General features: G+C 62.6%; 17 protein-coding genes. 4 read left to right on the top strand and 13 right to left on the bottom strand.

The window, feature by feature from the left end:
• Positions 1 to 57: 57 nt before the first annotated feature.
• Genes WDJ60_RS12545 through WDJ60_RS12580 form a run of 8 tightly spaced genes read right to left on the bottom strand, consistent with a single transcriptional unit; the run spans position 58 to position 9,448 of the window.
• Positions 58 to 3,051 carry a DUF7286 family protein gene (locus tag WDJ60_RS12545; RefSeq protein ID WP_340100819.1) on the bottom strand — a complete coding sequence of 998 codons (2,994 nt, stop codon included), beginning with the start codon at positions 3,049 to 3,051 and terminating at the stop codon, positions 58 to 60.
• Positions 3,039 to 3,857, bottom strand: a complete 819-nt coding sequence (locus WDJ60_RS12550; protein ID WP_340100820.1) for a DUF7284 family protein — start codon at positions 3,855 to 3,857, stop codon at positions 3,039 to 3,041. Before WDJ60_RS12550 ends, WDJ60_RS12545 begins: the two co-directional genes overlap by 13 nt.
• Positions 3,854 to 4,243 (bottom strand): DUF7285 family protein, encoded by a 390-nt coding sequence (locus WDJ60_RS12555; protein ID WP_340100821.1) that lies wholly within the window; start codon positions 4,241 to 4,243, stop codon positions 3,854 to 3,856. Before WDJ60_RS12555 ends, WDJ60_RS12550 begins: the two co-directional genes overlap by 4 nt.
• The gene (locus WDJ60_RS12560) at positions 4,224 to 4,688 is read right to left on the bottom strand and encodes a DUF7283 family protein (RefSeq protein ID WP_340100822.1); all 465 of its coding nucleotides are present in this window, start codon (positions 4,686 to 4,688) and stop codon (positions 4,224 to 4,226) included. Before WDJ60_RS12560 ends, WDJ60_RS12555 begins: the two co-directional genes overlap by 20 nt.
• A 32-nt stretch (positions 4,689 to 4,720) precedes the next feature.
• Positions 4,721 to 6,418, bottom strand: coding sequence for a type II secretion system protein (locus tag WDJ60_RS12565; RefSeq protein ID WP_340100823.1), 1,698 nt, complete (start codon positions 6,416 to 6,418; stop codon positions 4,721 to 4,723).
• Positions 6,415 to 8,304: an ATPase, T2SS/T4P/T4SS family gene (locus WDJ60_RS12570; protein ID WP_340100824.1), complete on the bottom strand. Its 1,890-nt coding sequence runs from the start codon at positions 8,302 to 8,304 to the stop codon at positions 6,415 to 6,417. The genes WDJ60_RS12565 and WDJ60_RS12570 overlap by 4 nt, the downstream gene beginning before the upstream one ends.
• 26 nt (positions 8,305 to 8,330) lie before the next feature.
• Positions 8,331 to 8,777, bottom strand: a complete 447-nt coding sequence (locus WDJ60_RS12575) for a DUF7311 family protein (RefSeq protein WP_340100825.1) — start codon at positions 8,775 to 8,777, stop codon at positions 8,331 to 8,333.
• Complete coding sequence (locus WDJ60_RS12580; protein WP_340100826.1) at positions 8,777 to 9,448, bottom strand: DUF7310 family coiled-coil domain-containing protein; 672 nt, start codon at positions 9,446 to 9,448, stop codon at positions 8,777 to 8,779. Before WDJ60_RS12580 ends, WDJ60_RS12575 begins: the two co-directional genes overlap by 1 nt.
• Positions 9,449 to 9,537: 89 nt before the next feature.
• Here WDJ60_RS12580 and WDJ60_RS12585 point away from each other — a divergent pair, with 89 nt between their 5' ends.
• Positions 9,538 to 10,611, top strand: a complete 1,074-nt coding sequence (locus WDJ60_RS12585; protein WP_340100827.1) for a tubulin/FtsZ family protein — start codon at positions 9,538 to 9,540, stop codon at positions 10,609 to 10,611.
• On the opposite strand, the gene WDJ60_RS12590 is transcribed toward WDJ60_RS12585, so the two are convergent.
• A complete protein-coding gene (locus WDJ60_RS12590; protein WP_340100828.1) occupies positions 10,608 to 11,960 on the bottom strand; it encodes an alkaline phosphatase family protein in 1,353 nt (450 codons plus the stop codon). The two genes, WDJ60_RS12585 and WDJ60_RS12590, sit on opposite strands and share 4 nt — an antisense overlap.
• Before the next feature lie 413 nt (positions 11,961 to 12,373).
• Here WDJ60_RS12590 and WDJ60_RS12595 point away from each other — a divergent pair, with 413 nt between their 5' ends.
• Positions 12,374 to 12,775 carry a universal stress protein gene (locus WDJ60_RS12595; RefSeq protein ID WP_340100829.1) on the top strand — a complete coding sequence of 134 codons (402 nt, stop codon included), beginning with the start codon at positions 12,374 to 12,376 and terminating at the stop codon, positions 12,773 to 12,775.
• A gap of 5 nt (positions 12,776 to 12,780) precedes the next feature.
• Here the strand turns inward: WDJ60_RS12595 and WDJ60_RS12600 are convergent, their stop codons facing one another.
• Together WDJ60_RS12600 and WDJ60_RS12605 are read right to left on the bottom strand one after the other, a co-directional pair.
• Positions 12,781 to 14,067 (bottom strand): RNA-guided endonuclease InsQ/TnpB family protein, encoded by a 1,287-nt coding sequence (locus WDJ60_RS12600; RefSeq protein WP_340100830.1) that lies wholly within the window; start codon positions 14,065 to 14,067, stop codon positions 12,781 to 12,783.
• Between the two features lie 190 nt (positions 14,068 to 14,257).
• Positions 14,258 to 14,791: an inorganic diphosphatase gene (locus WDJ60_RS12605; protein ID WP_340100831.1), complete on the bottom strand. Its 534-nt coding sequence runs from the start codon at positions 14,789 to 14,791 to the stop codon at positions 14,258 to 14,260.
• Between the two features lie 224 nt (positions 14,792 to 15,015).
• Here WDJ60_RS12605 and WDJ60_RS12610 point away from each other — a divergent pair, with 224 nt between their 5' ends.
• Positions 15,016 to 15,375 (top strand): PadR family transcriptional regulator, encoded by a 360-nt coding sequence (locus WDJ60_RS12610; protein WP_340100832.1) that lies wholly within the window; start codon positions 15,016 to 15,018, stop codon positions 15,373 to 15,375.
• Here the strand turns inward: WDJ60_RS12610 and WDJ60_RS12615 are convergent.
• Together WDJ60_RS12615 and rnhA are read right to left on the bottom strand one after the other, a co-directional pair.
• Positions 15,356 to 15,949, bottom strand: coding sequence for a DUF7108 family protein (locus WDJ60_RS12615; protein WP_340100833.1), 594 nt, complete (start codon positions 15,947 to 15,949; stop codon positions 15,356 to 15,358). The genes WDJ60_RS12610 and WDJ60_RS12615 overlap by 20 nt on opposite strands.
• Entirely contained in the window at positions 15,942 to 16,535 is a 594-nt protein-coding gene (gene rnhA / locus WDJ60_RS12620) for a ribonuclease HI (protein WP_340100834.1), read from the bottom strand. The genes WDJ60_RS12615 and rnhA overlap by 8 nt, the downstream gene beginning before the upstream one ends.
• A gap of 180 nt (positions 16,536 to 16,715) precedes the next feature.
• On the opposite strand from rnhA, the gene WDJ60_RS12625 reads away from it, so the two are divergent.
• Positions 16,716 to 17,681 carry a transcription initiation factor IIB gene (locus WDJ60_RS12625; protein WP_340100835.1) on the top strand — a complete coding sequence of 322 codons (966 nt, stop codon included), beginning with the start codon at positions 16,716 to 16,718 and terminating at the stop codon, positions 17,679 to 17,681.
• Positions 17,682 to 17,727: the final 46 nt, after the last annotated feature.

A 17,727-nucleotide genomic window follows, 5' to 3' on the forward strand; every position in this document is an offset into this window, starting at 1 on the left:
CGCTTGTACGACACCGGGGTACAAGTCAGTGTCACTTCGCTGCAAGTCTGACCACCGTCAGCCCGGGTGGGGCCACCCCGGCGATTTTTCCTCCATCTTGCCGTCGACATCCCCCACGCCGCGGGGCTTGGGCGGCACTGCGATAGCGACGCTGGTCTGTGCCCGAAAGGAGATGCGTGTGGTCCGTCCCAGGCGTTCCTCGGTGCCATCGTCGTCGAGGTCCAGTGCGACTGTCCCACTGTCGCGAACATAGGTAAACCGGGCTCCTGGTGTGTCTGGCGTTCCGCGAGGGACGCTGACAGCAAACCGATTGTACTCTCCCCGCACTTCCACCTCCCAGTAGTTGACAGTGGTAACCCAGGGCGTCACCGGTGGCGCAAGCGGCAATCCTGCCGGCATCCGACTGAGGGTCCTGCCCGTCGTTTTCTCCAGCCCGCGTTTCACCGTGTCACTGAGTTTGTCACCGACTCTGTCCTCGAGCCGAGAGTTGAGCCGTTCTCTGATCAGATCTTTCAACTTAGCCGACGTTTTGTTGACAATCGGTTGCGGTGGCTGGCCAAAGTCCGAGGCTAGTGCGAGTTGAGTTGCCAGACGAAGCCCCATTTTTATCTGGTCACTCTTGGGCTCCGAGAGGTCGTATCGACGCTCTACCTCGTCGTGGACTGCCTCGATTGCCGAGCCATTGAGCCAGGCCTGTCCGAGTCCGACGGTCGTCTCCCAACGTCCGAGCGCAGAACTGACGACGGCTTTCGAGTCACCGAGATCGGCTCGTGTCCCACCCAGTACAACAGTCGCAGCCTGGCCATTGAGATGTCCCAACGCGTCCGCTGTCTCCGATTCGAGCTTGCGCGTGTTCGTCGACAGATTTCGCCGCGTCGCCTCGTCGGCATTCCGTACTGATTTCAGCGTCTGGACGGCGGTCTGCAGTCGGACGCGATTGGGTCCGAGAATTCCCGCTGCCAACCCCTGCGCCAGGTCGCCGTACGGCACAGTGAAGAAGTTCACGTTGCGCGCAACGAGCGGCGTTGTCGTCACGTCGGGCGAAAGCGTTGGAACCGACCGTCCATCGAGTTCCCCGAGCGTGAGATACGACGGAGCCGTCTCGACGCGCATGTCGAGTCCGAGGGACGAAGTCGCCGCCGTCTCGCCACGGTCGTCGTAGTTGTCCTGAACCTGGTCGATACCAGAGAGGTCCCGGTCTTCGAGTTTCTCGTCGATGTTGCTTTGGCTCTTCTCGTGATTCGTTGCGCGTTTGCGCAACTCCGCCAGAACGGTTCGGAGGTACGCCGCTCTGGCGTTGAATCTTGCTCTGTCCGCGATTGAGCCGTAGCTGTCCGGAAGCGCGAGCAGCTCTTCCTGGCGCGATTCGAGTTTCTTTGCGAGTTTCTCCCCGGGGTTGACCTGGAGCGTTGCCAGGTCACCACGAGTCGTCGTTATCGAGAGGTCGCGAACGAGTTCACGGACCCAGCGGAGGTCACTGTAGACGACCTCGTAGAGACCATCTGGTTGTGTGCCTTCGACTGTTACTGTCGAGGTCTGTCCATCCATGAGGAGAGCCTCGACGGCGAGTGCGTCGATATCTTGGTTGCCGATGAGCCTCTCGCGAGCAGTGGGTTCGACTTCCTTCAGATTTGGGCCGTCCAGCGGCCCACCAAACTCGTGGATGGTCTCGACCGGTCGGTCCGACACTGTCCCACCGTCGTGACGTCCGACCAATGATACGTCGACATCGCTACGCTGTTCTCGAACTTCGACGGTCGTTTCCTGGCCCGACGGCGTTTCCCACCGCCGCTCGGTGGTGGTCCGAACGACAACCTGCCGTGGGTGGTACTCGAAACGGTGCCACGGCCTGTCGATAGCGGGTGCCGCTCCGTCTCGAGACTGGACGCTGCGGGTTTCGTCGCGCTCGATACCGAGTAGGTCCCAGTCCTGGCCTGGTTCTCGCGGTTTCTCGACGACGTGTTCGGTCTCGCTGACGACCCGCTGACGGAGTTGGACGCGGGCGTCGTACGTCCGGTCGATGGTCCCATTGAGGTTCTCGAGTAACTTGGCGAACGCCAGGTCGGCAGTATCGTTGACCGCAATCGTAATCTCGTCGGTGGGAGCGACCGACGGGTTCGTCGCGCCGCTGTTCGAGAGCGCATCCTCTGAGAGCGTGTCCCGTCCGGCGTAGCTCTGGGCGTCCGAGAGGAGACTGGCGACGCGATTGTCAGACCCCGAAAGCGTATCGGTGATTGCAGTGTGGGCAGTTGCCCAGCCCAGCACGGAACGGCCACGGGGGTCGCTCTGCCCGAACTGCTCCCGCTGCATCGAGAGGGCGATGCCGTTGGTCAGTAGTCCCAGATGGCGGTTAGCAACGACGTTCTCGATTGGGGCACCGCCGAACTGCGCAAAGCCACGCGCCCACGTAAGTGCATACAGTTTCGCGGTCAGGCGGCTTCCGAGCCCCGATTCTCCGGGGCCGGCGTTGAGTTGCCGCTCGAACGTCGACACGCGGTCGTGAACGGCAAGTGTCGGGACGGGAACGGTGACCGTCGGGGAGACGGTCCGCTCAGCGACGACGTTGCCGTCACGGTGGGCGGTCAACGATACGTTCTTGACTGTCACTTTGAGTGACGTTCCGTGATTCCCCGCCCGCGTTATTGCCACCCGATCGGTCGCATTAGCGAGGGCTTGCCCCGACGGTGTTGCAGGAAGTGAGGCAGAAACTGTGACGCCATCTCGCTGGCGGCTAATCCGGTCGAGTCGGTCCCGGACTGCGACGTAAATTCGCACCCGGAGTGCGTCCCGGAACGCACTCTCGTCGCTGATAGCGACCCCGAAGGTACTGGAAGCCGGTACCGTCACCGGATTCCGGGCCGCCTCCGTTGCGGCGCTTGTCACGGCCTCCCTGACTGCACTCTGTGTCGCCGCCTCTGTGCGGTCCATCGCACGGTCGACACCCGGTTCGCTGACTGTCGGCCCACCGAGAGAGCCAGCAAAGGTGGTACTCCCGACGAGCAACAGCACGCCGACGAGTGCAAACGGCACGCGAGCGGTCACGCGTCCCACCGCCTGACGGTGATGTGAACGGTTCCCGTCTGGACTGCTTCGGCTGCTTTCGCCGGCGTATCGAAGCGGTCGCGCATGTCGGCCGCGAACGTCCGCGCGAGGCCGGCGACGATGCGATTGTGAGCGGTCCCAACGGACCCACTTTCGAGCAATCCAGAGACACCGGTCTCAGTCGCCTCGGCAAACGTCTCGTACCGGTGGGTCGTCGCACTCGCCGTCGGTGACTCCCTGAACGCGGAGGCATCGACTCGATTGTCGGGAAGCAAGCCGTCGGCGACTGCAACCGCGACAGTGCGTGCGACCGCATCGTAGCCGTCTTCGGACCGATTTGCTGCCCGTTCCTGGCTGGCGGCGACTGGCACGGAAACGGAGATTGTCGCGCTGTGTACGTCGAGCCCGTCGGGTGGTGCCTGTCCCACGACAGTATGGCCCTGCAGCGGCCCGCCCCGGTAGGGGACCCAGCGCGCCACGATCTGGGTCCGGTTGGGTGCGACGAGTCGTTCGCTGGTCTCTTTTGTGACCGTCGCTGAAAAGCGCCCGTCCATCGAGGCCAGGGATGCCCCCTCAAACGACGCGTTGGCGACTGCGGCACGGGCTAACAGCTCGGCGATTGTTCCGTGTGCGTAGCGGGTCTCTCCCGCCAGACCGTACTCGATAGAGAGCGTGCTACTCGCGATTATTTCAGCGGTTTCGTCGGCGCGACTGTCTGTCTGCTCCGGCGGGTCGGCGAGGACGAGCGTTCCGACGGCTGCGGAAACAAGCAACAGGAACACCGCGACATCCAGAACGGTACTGACGGCTCTCATCGCCAGACCACCACCCGAAGCTGACCCGGTTCGATGCGTTGGGGCGCCAGTCGGACGCTCACGCGACGGGTCACTCGGTCGGCTGACTCTGGCGGTGACGGTCCACGTTGCCAGCGCACACCACCAGCAGTGAGCGTAATGTTCGCCTTCCACCCTTCCGGAACAGTTGTCATCGCTGTATCGAGTCGACCGGGGGCACTGACCCCCGTCGTCTGGAGCGACCGGTGCACGCTGTCGAGGATGGCGGTCGGCGTCTCGTCGTCTGGCTGTCCTGGGACAGCGTCGCCGAGTGTGTCTGCGTAGACGACGAAACCAGCCGACACCGCGAGTACCGCCGCGAGCGCAGCCAGCGGTTCGACCTGTCCCCTAACCGACGAGCGTCGCATCGACATCCCCCCAAGTGACGCGAATGACGACGAGGTGGTCTGGTGCTTCCTGCCAGGTCTCGGTTCGGTTCTGTGCGGCCCGAACCGCAGTTTCAAACGTAGACCGGTTGGAAAACACCGTTTCGGGTTGCTCACCGTCGAGGACGCGACGAAGTTTGCTGTCGCCGACGGGTGCAACTGGACCGAACGCCAATTGTGCGTGAGCGGTACCGCCGTCTGACCGCAATGCGATCGAATCGGGACGGATTTGAACTTGGTCTGCGGGTACGTCGACGGTCGTTCTGGCCTCATGTGGACTCGATGCGACGCTGTCGACGGCATCAGCGACTGGGGTCGCTGTCGGCGGTGCAGTTGTCGGCAGCGCGAACGCCAATCCGGTGACGGCTACGCTCACGACACCGAGGCCGAGCCACACGTACCACGTATCGACTGGCGGGTCGAGCATAGGGGGTCTGGTCCCGGATTCCGGTATAAAATTCAGGCTATCGCCACGACGAACTGGTAGGCGGCGAGATAGACGATTGTCGCGATGAGGAGCGACTTGCCGACGCGTGCGCCGACGAGCACGCGGTCAAATCCGCGGACGAGAGCGGTCGAAAGCGCCGGGAGAATCGTCGCCAGAGTCAGCGCATAGAGGCCAATCGAAAGGCCGAGATACGGGAGCGAGCCGCCCTCACCGGGAACGACGCCGCTGCCGCCGACCATCCCGCCTGCGAGTGCGACAGTCGAGCCAGCCACGAGTGGTCCAAAGAGCATACCCGTGCTCTGGAGCGTGCCACAGACCGGCTGGAGGGTGTGACGAGCCTCCGCTTCGACGCGGCCGAGTTCGTCGATGTGGTCGGCGAGTGAGAGAATCGCCGGTCCTGCCGGCTTGCCTTCACGGGCGGCGAGTGCCAGAAAGGCCACTGCACCGCTGACTCGTCGACTCGGCACGTCAGCAAGCGACCCAGTATCGCCGAGAAACGCCTCGTGAACGCTCAGTTGCAACTGCCGCTGCTTTCGAGCGGTCTGTGCGAGGAGCGTGCCCATCTCTCCCGAGAGTTCTCTCCCAGCCTGCTCGATAGCCGATTCGACTGCCTCGCCGTTGGCGACGCGCCGTCCGACGACCGAGAGCGCGTCGGTCAACTCCGTTTCGACCGCTCTGACGTGGTCGTAGACAGCCAGTACCGGCCGGTGATAGACGAGCAATCCAGACCCAACCCCGAAACCGATTGCCGCCACAGGGATTGTCCACGAAGGGAATGTTTGCCAGGTGAGTGTCGCACCAGCCAAAGCAGCAGCGAGGGTCGCGACCAGCGCTACTGTCGCCCTGTCGGGGACATCTGGGTGATCTCGGGAGACGTTCGGCGGGGGGAAGGCAACGGGGCGGTATGCTAGTAGCCAGCACGCCGCAGCGAGCAACAGCGCCGGCAACAGGAGGTTGTAAACGAGTGCGACTGTTGTGGTCGTGATGCCGACGCCGACGGCGTGAGCGGCCGGCAGGAGCGCAACCAGCGCCGTCGGGAGGAGGACGCCAAACGCGTACAGCGCAGTCACTGGTCGGTTCAGGCCACTCGCGAAGGACTGCATCTGGCTTCGGGTCCCATCGAGGACGACCGTCAGCGCTCGTTCGAGCGTCCGCTCGCGGTCGACGGTCGACATCTCACTCGCCGCCGACACGAGTGTGAGAGACCGGGCGAGCGATGGAAACCACGGTTTCCACTCGTCGCCGAACGAATCGAAGGCCGTGGATGTGGCTGTCCGGGCCTGGCGGACGTGACGGGCGAGGCTGTCGGCGAGCGGGCCGTCCCCGGCCGATGCCGCGAACGCTGCTGCACGCTCCGGTGAGGGAGCCAGTCGCATCCGTAGGACCGCCCGCGCTACCAGGTCGGGAGCGTCGCCGAGCGCGCGGACACGCCGCGCTGTCGCGAGCAGCGACGGGAGCGACTGTGTCCCGACTGCGACTACCGCAGTCAGCGTTCCCAGAGCGAGCGTCACCAGTAGCCGAGTCTCTGGCGGTGCGAGCACTGCAGCAACTGCCGTCGTCGCCGCTCCGACGAGCGCAACGCCGTAGGCTGCACTGAGTAGTGTCGAGGGCTCGGTCGAGATGTCGAGAAATCGGACTGCGCGTCGGAGCTCGTCGGTTGGTTCGACGGGCCACGGGTAGAGTCGTGCGAGTGCAGCTACGGCACTCATCGCTGTCGCTCCAGTGCCGACGTGTCGACAACCGCTGGGCTGGTTTGGCCGGTCGCTGCCAGCGACGAGAGTCTGTCAGCACGTTCGTCAAGAACGGTTCGAATCTCGGCGTAGGATTCCTCGGGCCGACAGAGCGAATCGACGAGACGACTGTTGCCGCGTTCGATGCGGCCAGTCGGATCGAGTGGGCCATCTGGACGCGCGTACAACAGTTCGAAGTGGTCGGCACCGCCACCGTGGACCTCCTCGATAGTGCGCAGTCGCCTGGTTCCCTCGGCCGTCTGTTCGAGCGAAACGACGAGGTCGGTGACGCCGAACGACGACGCTGGAACGCCGAGGTCTGCAACGACACGTTCGCGAACGCCCTCGGCTCCGTTGCCGTGAATCGTTCCGAGTACCGCGGCGTCGTTTGCTCCGACACGCATCGCCTCGTAGAGGACCTGTGCTTCCTCACCGCGAACTTCACCGACCGCAATCGCACCGTCACCGAGTCGAAGCGCCGTTCGGAGCGCCTCTGTCGGCGAGAAATCGTCGTCCGTCGACGCACGGAGCGGTTGGACCTCTCGTCCCTGTTCCTGCAGTGGGGCGACGGGCAGTTCCGGTGAATCCTCGATTGTGAGCGTCCGGACGGACGGTGGGATTTCCCACAGGAGTGCACCGAGGAGCGTCGTCTTCCCAGCGCCTCGCGGCCCGGCGACCAGCACTGCGTGACCGCGTTCGACAGCTACCGAAAGCAGCGCCGCCGCCGAAGCAGTCATCGTTCCGTTGGCGACCAGCGCCGGGAGCGTCCACACATCCCTGTCGTGAGCGCGGAACGCAAAGCCGACACCGTCACTCGCCGGGTCGGTAACGCCAGCGACGCGAACGCGTCGGTCGCAAATCTCGGTTGCCGCGTCGAGCGTCGGGTCTGCCCGGGAGAATCCACGACCGCTCTCGCGGCGATATCGGGACGCCAGCGAGCGAACGCCGCGGTCAGTGAGCCGAACGTTCGTCGGCAGCCGTCTCTCGCCGACGCGAACGGAGAGCGGATTATCCGGCGCGGGTGCGGTCACGAACACGTCCGACACCTCGGGGTCCGCGAAGAGATCGCCGAGTAGTCCGTGCCCCCGGGTGTGTTTCTGGAGGACTCGCGCGATCCGCTCGACTGGGATGGTATCGCCGTCGCCTGCGACCGTTCGAACCGCTCTGAACGCAGCGCGTTCACCACCAGTGACGGTCCCGTCGGCCAGTCGTTCATAGGCATTTGCGAGGACCGAAGCGCTGGTGACGTCGAGACGCTGTCCCGCTGGCGCGAGGACGTACCGGTCGCGTTCGTCCGGAACCTCGTAGATACGAACAGTCGCACCGGTGTCGAGGTCCCGCTGCGCTGTCAGCGTCGCGTCCGGTGGGATCGCGGTATCGACGCGCCAATCGCTGATGGCGAGGCCGGTAAGCGGGGCAAGCGCCGTCTCGTATTCAGTCGCCTGGTCGGCGACCGCAGCGAGGCCCGTTTCGGCGGCGATGTCGGCGACTGCGTCCGCTCTCCCCACGGCTTCGCGGGCAGCACCGAGCGGGTCACGTGCAACGCGCTCGGCCAGACGCTCGTCTCGGAATCGGACGCGTTCATCGAACCGGCCGGCAGCGACCAGCAACCCGGCGGCTGCGTCGTCGTACACCCGTTCGACTCCCGACCGATGGACGTGGACGCTCTCGGCATCGCGCGCTGTCAGTTCTCGAACGACCGCTTCGCGACAGTCCGCGCTCGTTGCGAGGTCACCCTCTCCCGGACAGTCTGCCGCGTCGACGACGAGTCGCTCGCTCTCGAAGGTGAGTCGACAGCGACAGTCCGCCTCATCGTCCGTGTTCCCGAGCAAGCCTTCCGTAACTGCGCGGCGCAGTGAGTCCATGTGGCGGTCTGGTCCCGGCTTCGGGCTTAAACGTCAGCCCGGGAAACAACGACAACGACAGCACCGCCACGTCGTTCGAGCGAGAGCGTGAGCCGGATGCGCCCGCGCTCGCGGAGCTTCAGCCCGTCCGGTGGCGCGACCAGCGGCGGATTCGTATGCCGTGTCTGGACCTGCCCGCCGGCCACCTGCCAGCGGATACGCTCGTTGGTACGAGCCGGTATGCGGAGTCGGTCGAGCCCGGCGGTTCCCCAGGATCGGGTCGGCAAGACGACCGTTCGCTCGATACGTGCGCCGGGCGTCCCAGCTGCGACGGGATCACTCTCCGAATGGAGCCGTTCGGCGGCCGTTTCGAGCGTGTCGAGTTCGGTCCGGACCTGCGAATCGGCGTGGCCGACTCTGGCATCGTCGACGACCGGGAGCGAGAGACCGAGCAGAGCCGCCCCCACCAGCACCGCGAGGGCAGTCCGGAGCATCAGAGCAGCGCGCGAATCCTGGTGAGGAGTCCCGAGTTATCGGGAGTGGGCGAGGACTCAGTGGCCTGCATACGTCCGCCGTCGGTAAGTCCCTGCAGAGGGTCAGTCGGGTCAGAGTCGGGCTGTGTAACATCGCGCTCCTGTCGGCTGTCCCGTCCCTGTCGCGAACGACCAGTTTTGCCGTCACACAGCGGACACCGTTCGTCCGGTGATTGGCTGCGGTGGGTTTCGGTGCGGCTGTCACGATTCGACGTCAGTTCGAGTGTCGGTTCCTCTTCGAGGGTTTCTGGGCTCGAGCCGTCGGTCGGCTGGTCTTTAGCCGGCCGGTCGTATCCCTCTCGAGCTCCCACCGGGTCCGAATCGGTCGATTCCGATTCGCTCGGGCCACGTTCGGTCGATTCCGCCACAGCGCGTTCGGCAGTCTCCAGTGCGAGGTCGGCACGCTCTCTCACCTCCTCGTTGACAGCGCGGACGTTGCCGACGTAGCCGCGAAGCGCTTGCGTCGCCGCCTCGAGTTCGTCGATTCGTTCGGTGAGCTCTTCGATATCCGATTCCACAGTCTGAACGCGGGTAGCGACTTCGCCGTCAGCAGCGAGTGCTCCGAGGTCGTGGGTATCGTCGGTCAGTGCGCGTTCGAGTGCAGCGAGACGGTCTTCGAGTGTCTCGTCCATGGACGAGCGTGGTCGCGGTCTGGTACTTGAATCTACGGCCGCGAGACGAGGCCCCAATGTTCATTACCGGGTGACACAAGTGACAACGTATGAAGGTCGTCCTGATTGGCGTCGGTCAGGCCGGTGGGAAGGTGACCCAGGCCCTGGCCGAGTTCGATTACGAGATGGATTTTGGGGCGGTGACAGGGGCGTTTGCGGTCAACACGGCGAAGTCGGACCTCCAGGAAGTCGACATCGACACGATGCTCATCGGCCAGGACCGTGTCAAAGGGCACGGCGTCGGCGGTGACAACGAACTCGGAGCGGAAATTATGCAGGCCGAATCCACAGAAGTGATGGACGAACTCGACCAGCGTATTACCTCCGAGGTCGAGGGCGTCATGATCGTTGCCGGACTCGGCGGTGGGACCGGAAGTGGAGGTGCACCTGCACTCGCGAAGAAGCTACAGCGCGTCTACGAGGTTCCGATCTACGTTCTCGGCGTTCTCCCGGGCCGGGACGAGGGGTCGATTTACCAGGCCAACGCCGGCCGGTCACTGAAAACCGTGGTTCGTGAAGCTGACTCTGCCATTCTCATCGACAACGATGCCTGGCGCGAGAGCGGCGAGAGCGTCGAAGAGGGATACGATCACATCAACGAACAGATCGCACAGCGCATCGGCCTCCTCCTGGCCTCCGGCGAGGCCGTCGACGGCGTCGCAGAGAGCGTCGTCGACAGTTCCGAGATTATCAACACGCTCCGCGAAGGCGGCATCGCCTGCATGGGCTATGCGACCGCACAGGCCAGCGAGGACCCCGAGGAAAACGTCAACACCATCACCAGCATCACCCGGAACGCCCTCCTGACGAAGATGAGTCTGCCAGACGCCGTCGAGGCCGGGTCGGCACTGCTGGTCATCGCCGGCGACCCGGACCGCGTCTCCCGAAAGGGCGTCGAACGCGCGCGGAAGTGGGTCGAGGAAGAGACCGGGTCGCTGCAGGTTCGCGGTGGCGATTTCCCGCTGAACAGCGAACGCCTCGGTGCGCTCGTGTTGCTTGGCGGCGTCGAACGCTCGCGCCGCGTCGAGGAGTTCATGGACCGGGCGAGAGAGGCCGCCGAGGCCGAGTCACAGGTCGGCCCGACAGAGATGTTCGAAAACGACGAGCTAGACAACCTGTTCTAACTCCGCTTGAGCAGGCTCGCGCCGTCGAACTCGGTTTTGTCGTACTGGAAGTCGAGCAGATCCAGCAGCGTCGGGCCGATGTCGTAGAGGTCGGCGTCGTCGATCCGAACGTCGGGGTCGTCGATGAACAGACAGGCGTTGTCAAAGCTGTGCATGCCGTTGCGCGGACCGGTCCCGAACACGTCGTCGCTGCCCTTGAATCCGGCCTTCAGGTCGAACCCGTGGTTGGGGACGACGGTGAGGTCCGGTGCGATGTCGTCGTGCGGGCCGCGGTACGCCGCTTCCTTGGTCTCGACTTTATCGGCGACCGGCTGGCCGTTCGGTCCGGTTAGATTCTCCAGTTTCTCCTTGAGTTCGTCGCGGACCGCCTCGTACTCGTCTTCCGGGACGCTTCCGCGCGGTTCGCGGCCTTCGAGGTTGATGTAGAAGCGACCGGGGATGAGCGAGTAGGCCCGGGTTTCGTCGGCGATGTCGCCGAGTTCGCTGTGATCGTCGTCCTCGTAGGAGAGCCAGCCCTCCTCACGGAGCCACTCGTTGAGGTGGACTTCGTACTCGAGCGTGGTGAACCCGTGATCGGAGGCGACGGCCATCGTCACGTCGTCGTCGAGCAACTCGCGGAGTTCGCCGAGATACTGATCGACCTTCTGGTAGAACTCGAGGAACTCCTCTTTGTACTCACCGTCCTGGGCGTAGTCTTTGAACAGGAAGTGATTGACCCGGTCAGTCGTCATGAATACGCCGAAGAAGAGGTCCCAGTCGTCCTCTTCGATGTAGTGTTTGAACGCCTCGAAGCGTGCATCGAGGGTCTCGTGCGCGTCCTCGATGAAGTCGCTCTTGTCCTCGTTGTGGCCGAGCTTGGCGTTTACGTCGATTTTGTAGTCGTTGGCTTCTAGGAAGTTTCGGAGTTCCTCGGGTCGCGCAGCGCGATCGACGCCTGGCGAGAGGAACCCGGAAACCATTCGCTGGACGTTCTCCTGTGGCGGGAACGTGACGGGGACGTTCATCACCGTCGCCGACCGCTGTGCGCCTTCGACGCGGTCCCAGATGCGCGTGGCCTGCACGTCACGTCCCATCGGGACGTAGGTGTCGTACGAACCGTTCTCGCGGTCCTGGAAGCCATAGACTCCCGTCCCACCCGGGTTGACGCCGGTCGTGAGCGCGGGCCAGCAGGCGCTCGATTCCGGCGGGACGATGCTGTCTATCGCTCCCGCACTCCCCTCGTCGGCAATCGCGTTGAGATGCTCGAACTCGTCGGGATTGTCCGCAACGAGGCTATACGGCACGCCGTCGATACCAAAGAAGGCTACCCGTGGTTTCCCGTCACCGCGTAGCCGGTCGAACAGACCCATACCCTCGCCTACTCAACTGGGGCACAAGAAGCTTCTTTTCGAGTAGTCCGGACCGGGGCGAGCGGTCCGGAGCCACCCGTTCTCGGAGAAACCGGCAATCACTGCTCGGAATGGTCGTCCTCGGCCTCCGCCGTGCGGTCCTCTTCCGGGTCGAAGTTCGTCGGCCGGACCGTGGGATGGTCGATTCCGACGGTGTGGTCGGACACTGCCATTGTATCTGGACGTACGGCGGCCTCACGCATATAATTACCCATGCTCATAATTAATCGGCAACGGTTGCTGGCATTACCGACGGGTATAATCTGACTGGACTGCGACAGACTATCGGTTGCAGTCCTCGTATTTTACAGGGGTTACTCGATGAATGGAGTCTATATTTTATCTACCGGCGACAGGGTATCCCGTATTGATCCATGACAACATACCTTATTGGAACCGACGGCGAATCGGCAAGCACAGCAATCTGCGACCACCTCGAAAGCCGGCTCACAGCGGACGACCGAGTGCGAGCGGTCTACGCAACATCATCAGCTGACGAAGAGGCACGACAGGCAGTCCAACTCATCGAGGACAGACTCGGATCGATAGCCCCCGTCGACGCCGGAGTCGTTGACTTCGGTCGTGAGGGTGGACCGGTTATGACATTGCTCGCCGAAGCCGACAGCACCGATGCCGACCAGATGGTCGTTGGACTGCGTCGACACTCCCGAACCGAGCGAATCATCGTGGGGAGCGTCTCACACACACTGCTGGAAAAAGTGGCCATTCCAATCCTGCTCGTACCGTTGCCCGAGTACCAGACACCTGCAGAGTAAGTCAGCTACCCACCGCTGAAGCGGGGCTTGTCGGTGGACTCCCGTTCTGCCGACACAGGAGTGTCGGACGCCACTTCAGTAGCGTTCACGGTCATCACCCCCGACTTCAGGGCGTACTGACAGAACACCCCTCCAACGGGGGACTTCTGCCCTCGCTGGAGTTTGAGTGCGAGTTTCCGGGCGATATTCTTCGCCGCGTTGTAGTCGGCGTTCACCGAGTACGAACAGTCAAGACAAGCGAAGTGTTGCCCGTCGCGGTTTTCTTCGAGCGTACAGCCACACTTCGAGCATTGCTGGCTGGTGTAGGACGGTTCGACTGTCTCGACCACGATGCCGTGTTCGTCGGCTTTGTAGGCCACCTGCTCTTGCAGTTCGCGGAACGCCCACTGCTGGAACTTCTTACCGTCGCTGATGTGCTGTCGAATCTGCGCCAAGTTCTCGAACGCGACGTGCGTACACTTATGACGCTCGGCTTCCGCGACTATCTGCTTGGAACACCGATGTAGGTAATCCTCACTCCAGCGTCCGAACCTGCCCCCGATGCGGTGGTAAGTCAGGTGGGCGCTTCGCGTGCCAGTCTGTTGGAGACTGGCACGCCGTTTCTCGAACTCACGGCGCTGGTGGTTGAGGTAGTCGGCATTGCCGATGAACCGTCCCGTGCTGGTCACGGCGATGTTGTCGTTAACGTTACAGTCCACGCCAAGGACTCTCGAATCCTCGGCTTTCTCAGGACTGCTCGCGTCTATCTCCCGTTTCATTGCGGCGTGCAGGTAGAACTCGTCGGCTTCGCTGTCGTAGTGGACGGTGCTTGTTGAGAAAGAATAGTCTTCGTTGAGCAGGTACTCGCCGTGTGGTGTGCCTTCTGAGTCGTCAGGCAGGTCGTACTCGCATTCGACCCGCTCATTGACGGTGGCGAGGCTTACTTTATCGCGGTAATAGGTGGCGGCTCGCTTGTCGTAGACGATGCTGAACGTGTCGTACTCGGGCTTGCTGGTGTTCTCGCCCTCGGCCAGCCTGTCTACGCAATTGCGAATGTCATCGGTGGCGCGCTTGATGGCTTTCTGCACGAGGTTTGCGTGGAGGCCGTCCGTGTCGTGGCGGAGTTCGTCGTAAATGGTGGCTTCGGCTTCGCTCTTGCTGGTCACGCAGTCCTCGTCGGGATAGCGCCACGCCCAGTCTGCGGTGCGGTTGGCACAATACTGAAATTTGGAGTTGGTCGCGTGGAGGTCGCTCTTACGGTCGTCAGGCACATCGAGGGGGACGCGAACCGTTCGAGTCACCTCCCACGCCATACATCACAGTAGTAGCTATTCTTTATTAGTATTTTTGAAGACGTTGGGAGTCAGTAATGCTGATAGTGGGGTCGTTGCACGGAGCTTACGCGCTTCCTCACAGCCGTGAGCGGGTGGGCTTCCGCGCTGTTACCGCTGTGACGCCTGCACAGAGCGGTGCTGTCCGGAACTGGGCAGCACCACGACGGCGTTACTCGAAGTGCTCGTCGTAGAGGTCCTGTGCGTGCTCGATGGCGTCCTTCGCAGCCTGCTTGTCTTCCCAGCCCAGCGTTTCGACTTGCTTGCCTTCCTCGAGGTTCTTGTACGTCTCGAAGAACTCCTCGATCTCGTCGAGCGTCTGCTGTGGGATGTCGTCGAGGTCCTCGATGTGGTCGTAGCGAGGGTCCTCGATGGGGACGGCGATGACCTTGTCGTCCTGCTCGCCGTCGTCGTCCATCTTCATCATCGCGACCGGACGGGCCTCGATGACACAGCCGGGGAACGTCTGGTCTTCGACGAGAACGAGCACGTCGAAGGGGTCCTCGTCGTCGTAGTACGACTGCGGGATGAAGCCGTAGTCGGACGGATAGTGGACGTTGCTGTGAAGGACGCGGTCGAGCATGACGCCCGGGATGTCCTTGTCATATTCGTACTTGTTGCGCTCTCCCTTGAGACACTCAACGACGGCGTAGATTTCTTCCGGCGGGTTCGGTCCCGTTTCGAGGTCTTCCCAGAGATTTACCATCGTCCGACTCTGCGCAAGACTACCAAAAACTACTTTCGGTCTCCGTTCAGACTGACAGATGTACAGCGCGTTAGATCCCGAAGTAGATTCGACCATTCGCTGAGTCTGAATGTCCGCCTTCTCTACAAAGTCCCTACTCTCTCGCCCGCCGTCCAGCGGTTGGATTCTGACAACGCACTTCCGATTTACCAAGTGTTAAGTAGGAAGATGACATCTGGACAACTATGTCAGAGGCACAAACAGTTACTGACAGCCCCGGCATCGCACGAGAGTTGACAGCGTTTCAGCAGAACATCCTCACGATTCTCGGAGAGGGACCACGGTACGGACTCGCTATCAAGCGAGAACTCGAAACCTACTACGACTCGGAAGTAAATCACGGGCGGCTCTACCCGAACCTCGACGACCTCGTCGAGATGGATCTCGTCGAGAAAAGTGAACTCGACAAGCGAACGAACCAGTACGCCCTGACCGACGAGGGCTACCAGGTCGTGCTCGACCAACTCGGCTGGATGTTCAACAAACTCGTCACCAGTGACAAGCGCGCAGCCGACCTCGAAGAACTCATCGACCAGAATCGATAGTATCGACGCTCCCGTCTGCGGCATCGAGAACTAATTCGACCGACTTCTCGACGACCACTTTCTGGTCGTCGGACGGAAACGCGTTCCGCGGAAAGTACTCGTCGAGAAACTCCTGTAGTTCCCCTCGGGTCATATCACCGACCGGCTTCGCGTAGTGATTGCTGGCGAAATCCGCGAGTGCGTGTGCGTTCGGTCCGTGCGGGTCGCCGTGCTCGCTTTCGATAGTCTCGGCTATCTCCCGGTTGTGCTCCTCGACGACCTCCCAGTCGTCTGCCGACCCCGGTCCCTCCAGCGGCCGTTCGATACCCCGGTCGATATCTTCGATGCGGTCCGGGCGGACTGTCTCCTCCTCGACCCAGTCCTCCGGGTAGAGAACGAGTGTGTCCCTGTCGTCCTCGCGGACGCGGGCAGTGAAGTCGTACTCGGCAACCATGGCATCACGGTCATCGCGATAGGCAGCAGCCTCCTCGTCGACGGTGGCGTCGCGCGCCAGTCGCGTCAGTCGCTCCGCTTCGTCGACGACGTCCCGTGGTACTTCGCGGTCGTCGTCCGTTTCGTCGGTAGTCTCAGTCATCGTCGAGCGCCTCGTTTGCCAGTTCGTCGGCGCGCTCGTTTATCTCTCGCGGTACGTGCGAGAGCGACCAGTCGGCGAACTCGGTCAGCAGTTCTCGAACCTGGACACGGTACTCCCGTAACTCGGGATTGTTCGTATCGTACTCGCCGCGGACTTGTTTGACGATGAGCTCGGAGTCGCCCCGAACGTCGACCTCGTCGAAGCCGTAGTCGGCAGCTACTTCCAGGGCCTGACGAAGCGCCTCGTACTCGGCCTGGTTGTTGGTCGCGCGCCCGATTCGTTTCCCGCCCTCGGCGACGATGCCGTCGCTGGTGACGATGACCCAGCCGACGGCCGCCGGGCCGGGGTTCCCGCGCGCGGCACCGTCGAAGTAGACGTGCGCGCGCCCGCCGCCCTCGCGGAGGATACCCTGGAGCTTCGACGGGTCTGCGCCCTGAATCACCACTTTGTCGTCGTACGCAACGGCCGTCGCGCCGCCGTGTGCGGCCCGCCAGCGTTCGTGGTCGGTGTTCCCCGACGCTACCTCGACACCTGCTGCTTCCAGGCGTTCCCGGGCTTTCTCGACGTCGCACTCGATGACGGGCATCGTCGCTTACCTCACCATTCGACCAATATGATGGTTTCCACTTAGAAATTAGTTCGTGAGGAACAATATCGCCCGCCTTCCGGTGGTTTTGCGCTATTCTGTGGTATAGTATAGGACAGGAACAGGGGTGCTATCCGGCAGAGGGTTTAAGTATCTCGCTCTTACTACTATAAAAATGCGATGACACGGTCCAGCCGCCAGCGGGAGCGCGAGCGCGAATCTGAAACTGAACAACAAGAAGACGAGGGAGTTCGGGACTGTCCGGAGTGCGACTCCGACAATCTCATCAAGAGTTCTGACCGCGGGGAACTCATCTGCGAGGACTGCGGTCTGGTCGTCGAAGAGGGGAACATCGACCCAGGTCCGGAGTGGCGAGCCTTCAACCACCAGGAACGCCAGGAGAAATCCCGGGTGGGTGCGCCGACGACGCAGACCATGCACGACAAGGGTCTGACGACCACCATCGACTGGAAGGACAAGGACGCCTACGGCCGTTCGATTTCCTCGAAGAAGCGAAGCCAGATGCACCGGCTGCGAAAGTGGCAGGAGCGCATCCGAACCAAAGACGCGGGCGAGCGAAATCTCCAGTTTGCACTCTCGGAAATCGACCGGATGGCCTCCGCGCTGGGGGTCCCCCGCTCGGTTCGAGAGGTCGCGTCGGTCATCTACCGACGCGCGCTCAAGGAAGACCTCATCCGCGGGCGCTCCATCGAGGGCGTCGCGACGAGCGCACTCTACGCCGCCTGTCGCAAGGAAGGGATTCCGCGAAGTCTCGAAGAGATTTCGGACGTGTCGCGCGTCGAGCGGAAAGAAATCGGACGTACCTACCGGTACATCTCGCAGGAACTCGGTCTGGAGATGGAACCAGTCGACCCCAAAAAGTACGTCCCACGCTTTTGCTCCGAACTGGAACTGTCCGAAGAGGTACAGACCAAGGCCAACGAAATCATCGAAACGACGGCCGAGAAGGGACTGCTCTCGGGCAAATCCCCCACCGGCTACGCCGCTGCCGCGATCTACGCCGCGTCGCTGCTCTGCAACGAGAAGAAGACCCAGCGTGAGGTCGCCGACGTGGCGCAGGTGACGGAAGTCACCATCCGAAACCGGTATCAGGAACAGATAGAGGCGATGGGAATCCACAGCTAACGGCTCGGCCCGGTCTGCGTCCACTCCTTCCATTTTGACACCGCCC

It is taken from the genome of Salinibaculum salinum (genome assembly GCF_037645885.1).
Classification (GTDB): Archaea; Halobacteriota; Halobacteria; order Halobacteriales; family Haloarculaceae; genus Salinibaculum; species Salinibaculum salinum.